This is a genomic window from Pseudomonas sichuanensis (assembly GCF_024749065.1).
GTDB classification, from domain to species: domain Bacteria; phylum Pseudomonadota; class Gammaproteobacteria; order Pseudomonadales; family Pseudomonadaceae; genus Aquipseudomonas; species Aquipseudomonas sichuanensis.
The window spans coordinates 2,625,253-2,639,510 of sequence record NZ_CP087185.1 but is presented as its reverse complement, the minus strand read 5'-3'; the positions used below and the strand labels follow the sequence as shown (position 1 = coordinate 2,639,510).

Annotated in this window: 15 protein-coding genes; 8 read left to right on the top strand and 7 right to left on the bottom strand. The window is 65.9% G+C overall.

Going from position 1 to position 14,258, the window contains the following annotated elements:
* The first annotated feature begins 2 nt into the window (after nt 1-2).
* Nucleotides 3-284, top strand: a complete 282-nt coding sequence (locus tag LOY51_RS12060) for a DUF7693 family protein (protein WP_125858426.1) — start codon at nt 3-5, stop codon at nt 282-284.
* Here LOY51_RS12060 and LOY51_RS12055 read toward each other — a convergent pair.
* Entirely contained in the window at nt 281-874 is a 594-nt protein-coding gene (locus LOY51_RS12055) for a 2-hydroxychromene-2-carboxylate isomerase (RefSeq protein ID WP_125858425.1), read from the bottom strand. The genes LOY51_RS12060 and LOY51_RS12055 overlap by 4 nt on opposite strands.
* A 26-nt stretch (nt 875-900) precedes the next feature.
* Nucleotides 901-1,632 (bottom strand): SDR family oxidoreductase, encoded by a 732-nt coding sequence (locus tag LOY51_RS12050; RefSeq protein WP_125463834.1) that lies wholly within the window; start codon nt 1,630-1,632, stop codon nt 901-903.
* Between the two features lie 89 nt (nt 1,633-1,721).
* Between LOY51_RS12050 and LOY51_RS12045 the strand changes: the two genes are divergently transcribed.
* Nucleotides 1,722-2,285, top strand: coding sequence for a TetR/AcrR family transcriptional regulator (locus LOY51_RS12045; RefSeq protein ID WP_258646355.1), 564 nt, complete (start codon nt 1,722-1,724; stop codon nt 2,283-2,285).
* Nucleotides 2,272-2,865, top strand: a complete 594-nt coding sequence (locus tag LOY51_RS12040; protein WP_258646354.1) for an eCIS core domain-containing protein — start codon at nt 2,272-2,274, stop codon at nt 2,863-2,865. The genes LOY51_RS12045 and LOY51_RS12040 overlap by 14 nt, the downstream gene beginning before the upstream one ends.
* Before the next feature lie 446 nt (nt 2,866-3,311).
* On the opposite strand, the gene LOY51_RS12035 is transcribed toward LOY51_RS12040, so the two are convergent.
* A complete protein-coding gene (locus tag LOY51_RS12035) occupies nt 3,312-4,286 on the bottom strand; it encodes a GlxA family transcriptional regulator (protein ID WP_258646353.1) in 975 nt (324 codons plus the stop codon).
* 101 nt (nt 4,287-4,387) lie between these two features.
* On the opposite strand from LOY51_RS12035, the gene LOY51_RS12030 reads away from it, so the two are divergent.
* Nucleotides 4,388-4,999 carry a LysE family translocator gene (locus LOY51_RS12030; protein WP_125463830.1) on the top strand — a complete coding sequence of 204 codons (612 nt, stop codon included), beginning with the start codon at nt 4,388-4,390 and terminating at the stop codon, nt 4,997-4,999.
* Nucleotides 5,000-5,070: 71 nt separating this feature from the next.
* Here the strand turns inward: LOY51_RS12030 and LOY51_RS12025 are convergent, their stop codons facing one another.
* Nucleotides 5,071-5,529 carry a YbjN domain-containing protein gene (locus LOY51_RS12025; RefSeq protein ID WP_258646352.1) on the bottom strand — a complete coding sequence of 153 codons (459 nt, stop codon included), beginning with the start codon at nt 5,527-5,529 and terminating at the stop codon, nt 5,071-5,073.
* Nucleotides 5,530-5,717: 188 nt separating this feature from the next.
* Between LOY51_RS12025 and glcD the strand changes: the two genes are divergently transcribed.
* The 4 genes from glcD to LOY51_RS12005 are packed head-to-tail and all read left to right on the top strand — an operon-like array spanning nt 5,718 to nt 9,893.
* The gene (gene glcD, locus LOY51_RS12020; RefSeq protein WP_125858420.1) at nt 5,718-7,217 is read left to right on the top strand and encodes a glycolate oxidase subunit GlcD; all 1,500 of its coding nucleotides are present in this window, start codon (nt 5,718-5,720) and stop codon (nt 7,215-7,217) included.
* The gene (gene glcE, locus LOY51_RS12015; protein WP_258646349.1) at nt 7,217-8,263 is read left to right on the top strand and encodes a glycolate oxidase subunit GlcE; all 1,047 of its coding nucleotides are present in this window, start codon (nt 7,217-7,219) and stop codon (nt 8,261-8,263) included. The genes glcD and glcE overlap by 1 nt, the downstream gene beginning before the upstream one ends.
* Nucleotides 8,264-8,272: 9 nt before the next feature.
* On the top strand, nt 8,273-9,502 hold the full coding sequence (glcF, locus tag LOY51_RS12010) for a glycolate oxidase subunit GlcF (RefSeq protein ID WP_125858418.1): 1,230 nt from the start codon (nt 8,273-8,275) through the stop codon (nt 9,500-9,502).
* Nucleotides 9,495-9,893, top strand: coding sequence for a heme-binding protein (locus LOY51_RS12005; protein ID WP_125858417.1), 399 nt, complete (start codon nt 9,495-9,497; stop codon nt 9,891-9,893). Before glcF ends, LOY51_RS12005 begins: the two co-directional genes overlap by 8 nt.
* A gap of 24 nt (nt 9,894-9,917) precedes the next feature.
* On the opposite strand, the gene LOY51_RS12000 is transcribed toward LOY51_RS12005, so the two are convergent.
* Genes LOY51_RS12000 through LOY51_RS11990 form a run of 3 tightly spaced genes read right to left on the bottom strand, consistent with a single transcriptional unit; the run spans nt 9,918 to nt 13,147 of the window.
* Nucleotides 9,918-11,453, bottom strand: coding sequence for a DHA2 family efflux MFS transporter permease subunit (locus LOY51_RS12000; protein ID WP_125858416.1), 1,536 nt, complete (start codon nt 11,451-11,453; stop codon nt 9,918-9,920).
* Nucleotides 11,450-12,643, bottom strand: coding sequence for an HlyD family secretion protein (locus LOY51_RS11995; RefSeq protein WP_125858415.1), 1,194 nt, complete (start codon nt 12,641-12,643; stop codon nt 11,450-11,452). The genes LOY51_RS12000 and LOY51_RS11995 overlap by 4 nt, the downstream gene beginning before the upstream one ends.
* A 30-nt stretch (nt 12,644-12,673) precedes the next feature.
* On the bottom strand, nt 12,674-13,147 hold the full coding sequence (locus LOY51_RS11990; protein ID WP_125463822.1) for a MarR family winged helix-turn-helix transcriptional regulator: 474 nt from the start codon (nt 13,145-13,147) through the stop codon (nt 12,674-12,676).
* Nucleotides 13,148-14,258 lie beyond the last annotated feature (1,111 nt).

Sequence of the window (14,258 nt, the reverse complement as noted above, 5' to 3'; positions counted from 1 at the left end):
CGATGCCCCTGGTCAGCAGCCGTGAAGCCTACCAGTGCCTGCGCGACGCCGCCCTCGGCGTTGCGCCGCTGGAGATCATCGCCCGCGACGCGGAGGTGGCCGTGTGCATCGAGGGCTGGCGTTTGAGCCTGGCCCTGGACGACGAAGGCCTGGCCCATTGCAGCCAGTGCGCAAGCCCCGACGGGCGCCAGGGCGCGCTCGAGGATTGGCACCGTTACGGCACCAACCCCGTCGACCACCTGAGCCTATGGGAACGCCAGCGCATCGAACAGCTGCTGGCCTAACGCGCCAAGGCCTCCTCGACAAAGTCCAGACGGTCCTGGCCAAAGAACATCTGCTCCCCGACAAAACAGGTCGGCGCGCCAAACACACCGCGTGCCACGGCTTGCCCGGTGGCGTCTTTCAACGCTTGCTTGACCTCGTCCTGCACAGCCAGCCCCAACAGCACCTCGGGATCGAACCCCCCTTCCTTCAGCGTTGCTTCGAGCACTGCCGCATCCGACAGGTTGCGCTGCTGCCTCCACATTCCCTCGAACAACACCTTCAACAACGCCTCGAAACGTTCCGGCGCCCGCAATTGCGTGCCAATGACCCCACGCATCAGGTTCAAGGTGTTGGCCGGAAACCCCGGCGGCAGCCCAAACGGCACGCCATAGCGGTCGGCAAAACGCTTGAGGTCGATGAACATGTAGCGCCCTTTGGCCGGCACCATCGCCGGCGAAGCGTTGCCGGTGGCCTGGAACACCCCGCCCAGCAGCATTGGCCGGTACAGCAGCTGCGCATCGTAACGCGCGCACAGTGCGGGGAGCTGGGTCCAGGCCAGGTAACTGGCCGGGCTGCCCAGGTCGAAATAGAACTCAACGGTCTTGCTCATACGGCAGTCCTTTCTTCAGGGAGGGGTTACCAGCGCTCGATCCACGGCCGCAGGTCCAGCTCGAAGGTCCAGGCATCACGCGGCTGGGCGTGCAGGAACCAGTAGCTGTCGGCGATATGCGCAGGGTCGAGGATGCCGTCCTGGTCCTTCAGCGCATAACGTTCAGGGAAGCTGTCGCGGATGAAGGCCGTGTCGATGGCACCATCGACTACTACATGGGCAACATGGATGTTCCGTGGCCCTAGCTCCCGCGCCATGCTCTGGGCCAGGGCGCGCAGGCCATGCTTGGCCCCGGCGAAGGCCGCGAAGCCGGCGGCGCCACGGGTGCCGGCAGTGGCACCGGTAAACAGGATGGTGCCCCGCTCACGCTGGACCATGCGCCGTGCCACCGCTTGCGCGGTAAGGAAGCCGGCGAAGCAGGCCATCTCCCAGATCTTGAAGTACTTGCGCGGTGTCTCATCGAGGATGCTGCAAGGCACATTGGCGCCGATATTGAAGACAAACGCCTCGATCGGGCCGATATCGCGCTCGATGGTCTCGATCAATTCGGCCACTTCTTCTTCCTTGCGCGCATCTGAGCCAAAGCCATGGGCCTGCCCGCCTGCGGCGCGGATCTCGTCCAGCAACGGCTGCAGCTTCTCGGCCTGGCGCCGGGTCACGCAGGCGGTGTAGCCCTCACGGGCGAAGCGCTTGGCAATTTCGCCGCCGGTGGCATCCCCCGCACCGATCACCAGCACGACCTTTTGTTGTTCTGCCATGGACCTCTCCATTGATGAATGATCGTTTAGTAAACGAACGCTATGCTACGATCACGCCATCGTCAAGCCAGCGCAACGAGGTCCTGTGCATGCGCTACTCCACCGAACACAAGCAACAGACTCGCGAGAAACTGCTGGCCAGCAGCGGCGCGCTGGCCAAGCGCGGCGGCTTCGCCAGCACCGGCGTGGCCGGGTTGATGAAGGCCATCGGCCTGACCGGCGGCGCGTTCTACAACCATTTCCCGTCCAAGGACGACCTGTTCACCGAGGTGGTCCGCCGCGAGCTGTGCAACAGCCCCCTGGCGCGCCAGGCCAACCGCAGCCCCGACCGCGCCCGGCTCAAGCGCCTGCTCGAGCAGTACCTGACCCTCGCCCACCTGCACAACGCCGAAGGTGGCTGCCCACTGCCGCCACTGGGCGTGGAGATCGCCCGTGCCGAACGCCCGGTGCGCGAGGAGGCCGAGCACTGGCTGGTGGAACTGCACCAGGCCTGGAGCGACACCCTTAAGGACCCGCAACTGGCCTGGGCACTGCTCAGCCAGTGCGTCGGGGCGCTGGTGGTCGGGCGCATGCTCGCCAGCGAACAGGTGCAGGCACAGGTGCTGGAGGCCAGTCGCGCGCTGGTCGGCAAGGTGTTCGATGAAGTTTGCTAGCACCCTGCTCGGCCTGCTGCTTGCACTCCCCGCCGCCGCCCAGCAAAGCTGCCCCACAGGGCAATACCAGGTGTGCCTGGTGGTGTGCTTCTGCGCCCCGCTCGACCCCAACCAGGGCGGGCAGGTGCTGCAGGATGTCGAGCGCATGGCCACCGCCAGCCTGGTGTTTGCCCTGCGCCAGGCCCGCGATGACGCCACCAACAAAGGCACCCAGCCGATCCCGCTGCATATCCGTGCCCAGCTCGAAACCTGGTACGACTTCGCCGTGCTCGATACGGTGCGCTATCGGGTAGGCGATGAGCAGCAGGTCAGCGCCGCCAACGCCATGCTGCAGAACCCCGATGTGAACGCCGTGACCCTGATCGACACGGTGATCTTCCGCAACGCAGCCGATGCCGAGGACAACGTGGCGCTGTGGGCCCACGAGCTCAAGCACGTGCAGCAGTACCAGGAGCTGGGGGTGGAGGAATTCGCCCGGCGCTATACCCGCAATTACGATGACCTGGAGGGGCCGGCCTACGCCATCGAGGCGCAAGTGGCCAAGGCATTGCGCGAGCGCGGGGCGGGTGGTGCGCGTTAGCCTGTTCGTACAGTCAAACCGCTGCCACATACATGTCTCACGCCATGCACCAAGGCGGGCAACCATGGCCTCACAGGCATAATTGGCCCGAAACAAACTGTGGGAGCGGGTTTACCCGCGAAGCGCCGCGCGGGCGGCGCTCGATCTTGAGAGCGCTGAAGATCTGTCGCCCTACACCTGGTGGCCCACATGCGGTTTCAAGACAGGCCCTTGGGCACCACACCGTGGCCCTGAGTAATCAGGATTCGGTAATGGCCGCCAGGTGCATGGCGGGAGACTGAGTGAAGGCCGCCAGGTGCCTGCCGGTGTTTTTGCAGCGCCTATGAGATCGAGCGCCGCCCGCGCGGCGCTTCGCGGGTAAACCCGCTCCCACAGTTTGTTTCGGGCCAATTATTCCTGTGCAAGTACCGGTGCCTGCCTTGGTGCATGCCTTGATTAATCAGTGGCTAATCCGACGCGCGACTGCTGCGCAATGCCGACGCCGTACAACCAAAGCGCCGCCTCACCCACTTGCCCAGGTAACTCCCATCCCCCAGCCCCACCTCCTCGGCAATCTGCGCCAGGCTGTGGCTGCCGTTGACCAACCGCCAGCGCGCCTGCTGCAGCCGCAATTCCAGCCACCAGGCCTTGGCACTCATGCCTTGGCTGGCCTGGAACTGGCGGTCGAGCTGGCGCCGGCTGATGCCCAGCTGCGCCGCCAGTTGCTCGATCGAAAGCCCCGATGCCAGGTGATGGCGCATCAACGCAGTGGCCCGCTGCACCTGGCGACCGTGCCCCAGCCCTGCTTCCAGCGAGCGCAGGGCATGACGGCTGTCGCGACTCTCATCCACCAGCATGTCGGCCAGGCCCTTGAGCGCCCGGGCCCGGCCACTGGCGCGGGCGATCAGCTCCACTGCCAGGTCAATGGCTGAAGTCCCTCCCGCGCAGGTGATACGGCTGCCGTCCATGCAATACAGCTGCTCGGTCAGTACCTGCACCCTGGGGAACGCAGCACGAAACTCGGCCTCGTGGCGCCAGTGCACCACCACCTTGTGCCCGTCCAGCACACCGCAGGCGGCCAGCAGAAACACCCCATTGTCGACGCCCACCAGCTTCACCCCGGCCTTCACCGCCTGTTTCAACAGGGCCCGGTAACGCGGGGCAAGCGCAACCGTGGCCCCCGCACTGCGCCCGCCAAACAGCACCAGATAGTCGTAATCGCGCCAAACCACCTGTTCGGCACTGGCTTCGACCTGCACCACCGCACCACTGCTGGATGCCACGGGTGCCGCGTCCAGCCCCAGCACGGTCCAGCTGCAATAGCGCTGGCGGCTGTAGTCCTCGTCGTCGGCGGAGAAGCGCAGCTTGTCGAGAAAGGCGCCAAACGGCAGCAAGGCGAACTCCGGCACAGGCAGGATCAGCAGGCGCAAGTCAGGGGTCATGCAGAATGTCCAGATATTACCGTCAGATGTCCGGATCATACCCCTAAACGCCACCCGCCCAGCCCTACACTGGCGCCCTGCAAACCCACAAGGCATACCCCATGGCACTCGACACCTGGCTCATCTACCTGCTCGCCAGCATCGGCCTGTCGCTGACCCCAGGCCCCAACAGCCTGCTGGCGCTGACCCACGGCGCGTTATATGGCGCGCGGCGCACACTGTTCACCATCGTCGGCGGGGTGTTCGGCTTCAGTGCCCTGATCGCCCTGGCCATGTTCGGCCTGAGCGCCCTGCTGCAGGCCTCGGCCCAGGTGCTGACGGTGCTCAAATGGGTCGGCGGCGCCTACCTGGTGTGGCTGGGCATCCAACTGTGGCGCACCCCGGCGCTGCACCTGGAGCTCAACGCGGGCAGCGCCCGACTGGGCAATGCCGGGTTGTTCCGCCAGGGCTTCCTGTCGGCCATGGCCAACCCCAAGGTGCTGCTGTTCTATGGCGCCTTCCTGCCGCAGTTCATCGACCCGCAACGCGGCCTGGCGCTGCAGTTCGTGGTGATGGCGGCGACCTTCGCCAGTGTCGAGTTTGTGGTCGAATACCTGCTGGCGCGGCTGGCTTATCGCATCCGGCCGTGGCTGAGCAAGGGCGGCAAGGGCTTCAACAGGTGCTGCGGCGGGTTGTTCGCACTGATCGGTGTGGCGCTGCCGTTGGGGCGCTGAAGCAAGCAGCAACTACGCGTTGAGAGCCGCCTCTCAACGCGCAGTTGCCCGTCAGGGATTGCGCCGTTTCACTAGGCGCTCTGGTTTTCTACCTGCTCGGCTTGCGCGGCATGGCGGCTGAAATCGCGCAGGTAAGTAATGAATTCCTGCAACAGGCGATCCCACAACTGCAGGTGGTTGAGCAAGTGCCTGGCAGTGACCCCGTCGCTGACCAGCACATCAAGCTCCATCACCAGGAACTCGCCCTGCCGATACAGGCGGGCGAAACGCCGTGACGTGCTCCAGTGCTCCACAACACCCTCGGGCAGTTCACCCTGGATGCGCAAAGCACAGCTGAAGGTGAAGTCGAGGAACTGCCCTTCGATCGCCCCTGGGTTGCCCAGGCGCAAGGCAAAGCCGATCCCCTGGCTGGCACTGAGCAGTTGCACCAGCCCGTTCTGCTCGCTGCGGTTTACGCGCAGGCCGGCGTCCTGCAGCAGGCTGGTGAGGGTTTCGACGTTCACGCTTTCGATCAGGGCTTGTTCAGTCATGGTCTTGCTCCTTGTGGTGTCGATAAATCATTGCCAGGCGCGTACTTGCGCCGCATCGAACTGTGTCTGGTATAGCTGAACGCCTGGGATTTGCGTGATTTCTTCGAATTTCGCCCCCATCAGCCGCTACGCTTGCTGCTTGATCCCAAACGTGCCGGACAACAACAAGAACCCGCCGAGTGAGCCGCATGAACATCCTTTACGACGAGCGCATCGATGGCCCGCTGCCGGCCGTGGACAAAGCCGCGCTGCTACAAGCCCTGCGCGACGCCCTGCCCGACCTTGAGGTCCTGCACCGCAGCGAAGACCTCAAGCCCTACGAATGCGACGGCCTGTCGGCCTACCGCACGGTGCCACTGCTGGTGGTGCTGCCCGAGCGCCTGGAGCAGGTGCAAGCCCTGCTGCAACTGTGCCACCAGCGTGGCGTGCCGGTAGTGGCGCGCGGCGCCGGCACCGGGCTGTCCGGCGGTGCGCTGCCGTTGAGCCAGGGCATCCTGCTGGTGATGGCGCGTTTCAACCGCATCCTTGAAGTCAACCCGCAAGGGCGCTTCGCCCGGGTCCAGCCCGGGGTGCGCAACCTGGCGATCTCGCAGGCGGCGGCGCCCTTCGGGCTGTACTACGCGCCCGACCCGTCCTCGCAGATTGCCTGCACCATCGGCGGCAACGTCGCCGAAAACGCCGGTGGCGTGCACTGCCTCAAGTACGGCCTGACCGTGCACAACCTGCTCAAGGTGGACATTCTCACGGTCGAGGGCGAGCGCCTGGTACTGGGCAGCGATGCCCTCGACAGCCCGGGTTTCGACCTGCTGGCGCTGTTCACCGGCTCCGAGGGCATGCTCGGCATCGTCACCGAGGTGACCGTCAAGCTGCTGCCCAAGCCCCAGGTGGCGCGGGTGCTGCTGGCCAGCTTCGACTCGGTCGAGGACGCCGGCCGCGCGGTGGCCGACATCATCGCCGCCGGCATCATCCCCGGCGGCCTCGAGATGATGGACAACCTGGCAATCCGCGCCGCCGAGGACTTCATCCACGCCGGCTACCCGGTGGACGCGGCAGCCATCCTGCTGTGCGAACTCGACGGCGTAGAGGCCGACGTGCAGGACGATTGCGCGCGGGTCGATGCCTTGCTGCGCACGGCCGGCGCCCGTGAAGTGCGCCTGGCCTGCGACGAAGCTGAGCGGGTGCGCTTCTGGGCCGGGCGCAAGAATGCCTTCCCGGCGGTGGGGCGCATTTCGCCGGACTACTACTGCATGGACGGCACCATCCCCCGCCGCGAGCTGCCCCGGGTGCTCAAGGGCATCAGCGAGTTGTCGGCGCAGTACGGCCTGCGGGTGGCCAACGTGTTCCACGCCGGCGACGGCAACATGCACCCGCTGATCCTGTTCGACGCCAACCTGCCCGGCGAGCTGGAGCGGGCCGAGGCCATCGGCGGCAAGATCCTCGAACTGTGCGTGGCGGTGGGCGGCAGCATCACCGGCGAGCACGGGGTAGGCCGCGAGAAGATCAACCAGATGTGCGCCCAGTTCAACAGCGACGAAATCACCTTGTTCCATGGGGTGAAAGCCGCCTTCGACCCGCAAGGCCTGCTCAACCCCGGCAAGAACATCCCCACCCTGCAGCGCTGCGCCGAATTCGGCGCGCTGCACGTGCACCACGGCCAACTGCCCTTCCCTGACCTGGAGCGTTTCTGATGGGCCGCGACATCAGCCAGGACCTGCTGGAACAGGTCAACCAGGCGCTGAGCCTGGGCACACCACTGCGTATCCAGGGCGGCAACAGCAAGGCCATGCTCGGGCGCCCGGTGGCCGGGGAAATCGTCGACACCCGAGGCCACCACGGCATCGTCAGCTACGACCCGACCGAGCTGGTGCTCAGTGCCCGCGCCGGCACGCCGCTCTGCGAAATCGAAGCCGCACTGGATCAGGCCGGGCAGATGCTGCCCTGCGAGCCGCCGCACCTGGGCCCTGAGGCCACGCTCGGCGGCATGGTCGCGGCGGGGCTGTCCGGGCCACGGCGGCCCTGGGCCGGGGCGGTGCGCGATTACGTGCTTGGCACGCGGCTGATTACCGGCCACGGCAAGCTGCTGCGCTTTGGCGGCGAGGTGATGAAGAACGTCGCCGGCTACGATGTGTCGCGCTTGCTGGCCGGCAGCTTCGGCTGCCTGGGGCTGCTCACCGAAGTGTCGCTGAAGGTACTGCCCCGGCCGCGCCAATGCCTGAGCCTGTGTTTGCCGATGGACAGCCGGCAGGCCTTGGCCGCACTGGCCGAGTGGGGCCAGCAGCCGCTGCCGATCAGTGCTGCCTGCCATGACGGTGAAGCGCTGTACCTGCGCCTGGAGGGTGGCGAAGGCTCGGTGCGTTCGGCCCGTGAGCGGCTGGGCGGTGACGCGGTCGACAACCGGCTGTGGAGCGACCTGCGCGAACAGCGCCTGCCGTTCTTCGACGACCCGGCGCCGCTGTGGCGCCTGTCGGTGCCCAACACCTGCGGCCTGCTCGACCTGCCGGGGCGGCAATTGATCGACTGGGGCGGCGCGCAGCGCTGGCTCACCTCCAGTGCGCCGGCGCAGGTGATCCGTGAGCAGGTGGCCAAGGTCGGCGGCCATGCCACCGCCTATGCCCCCGGCGATGACAGCACCGCGCCGTTGCCGGCGGCGCTGATGCGCTACCACCAGGCACTGAAACGGCAACTCGACCCCCAGGGCATCTTCAACCCTGGCCGCCTGTACCCGGACCTGTGAGGCCACGCCATGCAAACCCACCTGAGCGATGCCGCCAAGCAGTTGCCCCGCGCTGAAGAGGCCGAGAGCATCCTGCGGTCCTGCGTGCACTGCGGCTTCTGCACGGCCACCTGCCCCACCTATCAATTGCTCGGCGACGAGCTGGACGGGCCACGCGGGCGGATCTACCTGATCAAGCAGGTGCTCGAAGGCGAGCCGGTGACCGCCAGCACCCAACTGCACCTGGACCGCTGCCTGAGCTGCCGCAATTGCGAGAGCACCTGCCCTTCCGGGGTCAAGTATCACGACCTGCTCGATATCGGCCGCGCCGTGGTCGAACAACAGGTGCCGCGCCCGCTGGGGCAGCGGCTGTTGCGCGAAGGTTTGCGCGCCGTGGTGCCGCACCCGGCCGCGTTCAAGGCCCTGGCCAAGGTCGGGCAAACCCTCAGGCCGCTGCTGCCGAACGGCCTCAAGGCCAAGTTGCCTGCCCAGGTGCACCACGCCGGCCAGCGCCCGGCGCCCCGCCACCCACGCCGCGTGCTGCTGCTCGAAGGCTGCGTGCAGCAAGCACTGTCGCCCAACACCAACGCCGCCGCCGCGCGCCTGCTGGACCGCCTGGGCATCAGCGTCGAGCCGGCCCGTGAGGCTGGCTGCTGCGGCGCCGTGGACTATCACCTGGATGCCCAGGCGCAAGGCCTGCAACGCGCCCGGCACAACATCGACGCCTGGTGGCCGGCCATCGAAGCCGGCGCCGAAGCCATCGTGCAAACCGCCAGCGGCTGCGGTGCCTTCGTGCGCGACTATGGCCACCTGCTCAAGGACGATGCGCGCTATGCCGCAAAAGCAGCCCGGGTCAGCGCCCTGGCCCGCGACCTGGTGCAGCTGCTGCAGGCCGAGCCGCTGGAGCAGTTGGGCCTGTGTACCGAACAGCGCCTGGCCTTCCATTGCCCCTGCACCTTGCAGCACGCCCTCAAACTCGGCGGTGCCGTGGAAAGCCTGCTGACCCGCCTGGGTTTCCACCTCACCAGCGTGCCCGACGGCCACCTGTGCTGCGGCTCGGCGGGCACCTACTCGCTGACCCAGCCGGCGCTGTCGCGCCAGCTGCGTGACAACCGCCTGGCGGCCCTGGAAAGTGGAAAACCTGCGATCATCGCCACCGCCAATATCGGCTGCCAGCTCCACCTCGACGGCGCCGGTCGCACACCGGTACGGCACTGGATCGAAATTGTCGAAGACGCCCTGGAGGCACCCCATGCATAGCAAACCCGTACTCGACCAGGCGGACGTCGCCCGGCTGCTCGCCGCCGCCCGCCAGCACGCCCAGACCCAACAGTGGCCGGTGACCATCGCCGTGGTCGACGACGGCGGCCACCCGCTGGCCCTGGAGCGCCTGGACGGCTGCGCCCCGGTCAGCGCCTACATCGCCATGGAGAAAGCTCGCACCGCGGCGCTGGGCCGCCGGGAGTCGCGCGACTACGAGCAGATGGTCAACGACGGGCGCACCGCCTTCGTCACCGCGCCGCTACTGACCAGCCTGGAAGGCGGCGTGCCACTGCGGGTGGAGGGCCAGGTGGTCGGCGCGATCGGCGTGTCGGGGGTCAAGTCCGGGCAGGATGCCGAAGTGGCCAAGGCTGGGGCACAGGCGCTGTGATGCCCTTGCCCCGGCCCTGGCGGCTCAATGCCCCGCCGACGCCGGCCCAGCCTTGGCGGTGAAGGGTGGCTTGGCCAGCCACACCAGCAGGATCAAGCCGGCGAACACCCAGGTCAGCAAGGTGAAGTAGTCCACCGTCGACATCATGTAGGCCTGGCCGTTGAGCATCTGCTCCAGCTGCGCATAGCTCTGCGGGCTGGCCCCGCCCAACTGCTCGAGGGTGTGGCGGGTGGCCGGGTCGAAGGTACTGAGGTGTTCGCTCAGGTAGGCGTGGTGCTGGTCGGCGCGGCGGATCCAGATCCAGGTCGTCAGCGACGCGGCAAAACTGCCGCCCAGGGTGCGCAGAAACGTGGCCAGGCCTGAGCCATCGGCGATCTGATGCGGCGGCAGGTCCGACAGCAGGATGCTCAAGGTCGGCATGAAGAACAGCGCCACGCCGATGCCCATGAACAACTGCACCAGGGCGATATGGGTGAAATCCACTTCGTTGGTAAAGCCGGCGCGCATGTAGCAACTGGTGCCGATGGCCAGGAAGGCGATGCCGGCCAGCAGACGCAGGTCGAAGCGGTGCGCGTACTTGCCCACGAAGGGCGACATGAGCACCGGCAGCAAGCCGATCGGCGCCACCGCCAGGCCCGCCCAGGTGGCGGTATAGCCCATCTGCGTCTGCAGCCACTGCGGCAGGATCAGGTTGATGCCGAAAAAGGCCGAATAGCCGCCCACCAGCACGATGGTGCCGATGCGGAAGTTGCGGTGCACGAACAGCCGCAGGTTGACCACCGGGTGACGGTCGGTGAGCTCCCAGATGATGAAGATCGCCAGGAACACCACCGATATCAGCGTGCCGATGACGATGAACGAGGACTCGAACCAGTCCAGGTCATTGCCCTTGTCCAGCACCACCTGCAACGCGCCAACCCCGACGATCAGGGTCAGCAGGCCGATGTAGTCCATCGGCTGGCGGCTGGTGACCACCGGCCGCGCGCGCATCTGCTGGCGCACCACTGCGGCGGCGAACAGGCCGATCGGGACGTTGATGAAGAAGATCCAGGGCCAGCTGTAGCTGTCGGTGATCCAGCCGCCGAGTATCGGCCCGGCTATCGGCGCCACCACCGTGACCATCGCCAGCAGCGCCAGGGCCATGCCGCGCTTGGCCGGCGGGTAAACGGCAATCAGCAAGGTCTGGGTCATCGGGTACAAGGGCCCGGCGACCACGCCCTGCAACACGCGGAACCCGACCAGCTCGGGCATCGACTGGGCGACGCCGCAGAGGAACGATGCCAGCACGAACAGCAAGGTGGCCCAGATGAACAGCTTGACCTCACCGAAGCGCCGGCTCAGCCAGCCGGTGAGCGGCAAGGCGATGGCGTTGCTCACCGCGAACGAGGTGATCACCCAGGTGCCCTGCTCGTAACTCACGCCGAGGTTGCCGGAGATGGTCGGCAGCGCCACGTTGGCAATGGTGGTGTCGAGCACCTGCATGAAGGTCGCCAGCGACAGGCCGATGGTGGTCAGCAGCAGGCTCGGCGGGGTGAACTGCGCGGGGGCTGCCTGGCTCATCGCTGCGCTGTCTTGCCGCTGGCGCTGTTGTCGTGGATCAACCGGGCGATCAGGTTGTCGGCCTCAGCCAACTGGCGGTCATACACCTGGGTGCTGTAGCTGGCCTGCTGCGGTGGCTGCTGGGCCAGGGCCGGGCCGCTCTGGTCGTGCAGGTCGACTTCCACGACCGTGGACAAGCCGATGCGCAGCGGGTGGTCTTTCAACTGCTCGGGGTTCAGGTGGATACGTACCGGCACCCGCTGGACGATCTTGATCCAGTTGCCGGTGGCGTTCTGCGCTGGCAGCAGGGCGAAGGCGCTGCCGGTACCGGCGCCCAGGCTGTCGACGGTACCGCTGTACTTGACGTCGCTGCCGTACAGATCGGCAGTGATCTGCACCGGCTGACCGATGCGCATGTCGCGCAGTTGGGTTTCCTTGAAGTTGGCGTCGATCCACACCTCGTCCAGCGGGATCACCGCCATGGTCGCGGTGCCCGGCTGCAGGCGCTGGCCCAGTTGCACGGTGCGCTTGGCCACATGGCCGGTGACCGGCGCCACCAGGGTGGTGCGGGCGTGGTCGAGGTAGGCCTGGCGCAGATCGGCGGCGGCGGCCATGACTTCGGGGTGCGACGAGACCACGGTGTCGTCGACCAACGCCGTGCTGGTGTTGAGCTGCTGGCGCGCGCTGTTGACGGCAGCCTGGGCCACGGTCAGGTCGTCACGGGCATGGGCGATCTCTTCCTGGGCGATGGCGCCGCTGTCGGCCAGTACCTTGCGGCGGTTGTAGTTTTGCTGAGCCTTCTGCAACTCGGCCTGACGGGTTTCCACCTGCGCCTTGAGCGCGTCGACGTTGCTGTACAGGCCGCGCACCTGGCGCACGCTGCGCGCCAGTTTGGCCTCGGCGGACTGCAGGGCCACTTCGCTGTCGGCCGGGTCGAACTGCAGCAGTACTTGCCCTGCCTGCACCAGGTCGCCGTCATCGGCGCCGATGCTGGTGACGGTGCCGGTAACCAGGGGGGTGATTTCAACGACGTTGCCGCTTACATAGGCATCGTCGGTGCTTTCCTGCCAGCGCCCGACCAGGCTGTACCAGGCCCAGGTGGCGGCCCCGGCGAGGATCAGAAGCAGTAGCAGGCCGAGCAGCCAGGCCTTGCGTTTACGCGTGTTGTCGGGCGCGGCAGCTGGGGTGGAGGTGTCAGCGGGAGTGGCCATGACAATACCTTGGAGAATGCGTGACAGGGATCAACGATCGCCGAAGCGGCGGATCGTCAGGGGGTCGCCGGCGCTGAGCAGGACTTTGGCGAGCAGGCTTTCGAGGGTTTTCAGCTCCTCGGGCTGCAGCACGCCGACCAGTTCGTTCATCGCCGCCGCGCCGACCTGGGGCAGGCGGTCGGCCAGGCGTTGGCCGTCGGCGCTGAGTGCCAGGCGCACCTGGCGGCGGTCTTCGGGGCAGCGGTTGCGCAGGATCAGGCCTTTCTGCTCGAGGCGGTCGAGCATGCGGGTCATCGAGCCGCTGTCCAGGCCCAGGTAGCGGCACAGCTCGGCCGGGGTGTCGACCTGGTACTGGGTGACGATGATCAGCACCTTGAATTGTGCGGCGGTGACGCCGTGGGCTTCGAGGTGCCAGTCGAGGATGCGGTCTTTGAGGATCGCGGCGCGACCGAGCAGCATGCCGATGGCGCAGGTCTGGAAGTTTTCCGGGGTGAAATGGGACATCGGGGGTTGCTCGGGTAATTGTGTGTAAATATTACTGCCTAGGCAGGGAATGTCAAAGCATTGATTAGGGTGCTAAGTACAATTCCATTTTGGGGGTCGGGGTCGGGATCGGATTTCAGGGTGGTGGTTTTGATAGATGTATGCGCATTCAGCGGCGATGGCGACTTTTAGTCACCTTTCCGCCCTTACGGCGGCCTACTTTGGTCTTGGCCAAAGTAGGCAAAGCCGCCCGCTCCCATCATACGGCCCCTGCGCTGCGCTCCGGGGTCCCCTCGCTCCGGTGCCTTCCGGGCCCGCGCGGCCTACGACTTGCTGCGCAAGTCTACATCTCGCGCCTTCGGCTTACGCCGAAGGGTGCTGCGCACCAGGGCCCTACAGTCACCTCCACTCGGCCTCCTGAAGTCGCAATTTGTGTTGCCTGGGCTATTGCGCGCTTAGAAGCAAAAGCAAAAACAGATCAAGAGCAGATCAAGAGCAGATCAAGAGCAGATCAAGAGCAGATCAAGAGCAGATCAAGAGCAGTAATACGGCTATCTAGGCTTGGCTGTTGTTTATGTGTTGTATGTTCGGGCCCTATCGCCGGCAAGCCGGCTCCCACAGGTACAGCGCAAGTTTGAAAGTTCGCTCTAACTTGTGGGAGCTGGCTTGCCAGCGATTGCAATCCTGAGTTCCCAGCCAATCCAACTAGCGACAGCTAACGCCAGCCCAGGCGCCGCCCCTAACTTCGCGACTTCAGGAGGCTGAGCGTAGGCGTCTGGAGGGCCCTGGTGCGCAGCACCCTTCGGCGTAGCCGAAGGCGCGAGATGTAGACTTGCGCAGCAAGTCGGAGGCCGCGCGGGCCCGGAGGACGCCGGAGCGAAGGGACCCCGAAGCGCAGCGTAGGGGCCGTATGATGGGAGCGAGCGGCTTTGCCTACTTTGGCCAAGACCAAAGTAGGCCGCCGTAAGGGCGGAAAGGTGACTAAGCGTCGACATCGCAAATGAATGCGCATACAACTTCCAAAACCAACAACCAACAACCAACAACCAACAACCAATAATTAATGACTTTTAAGTGCATAGCCGAAGCTATAACTTGAAACTTGAAACTTGAAACTTGAAACTTGAAACCA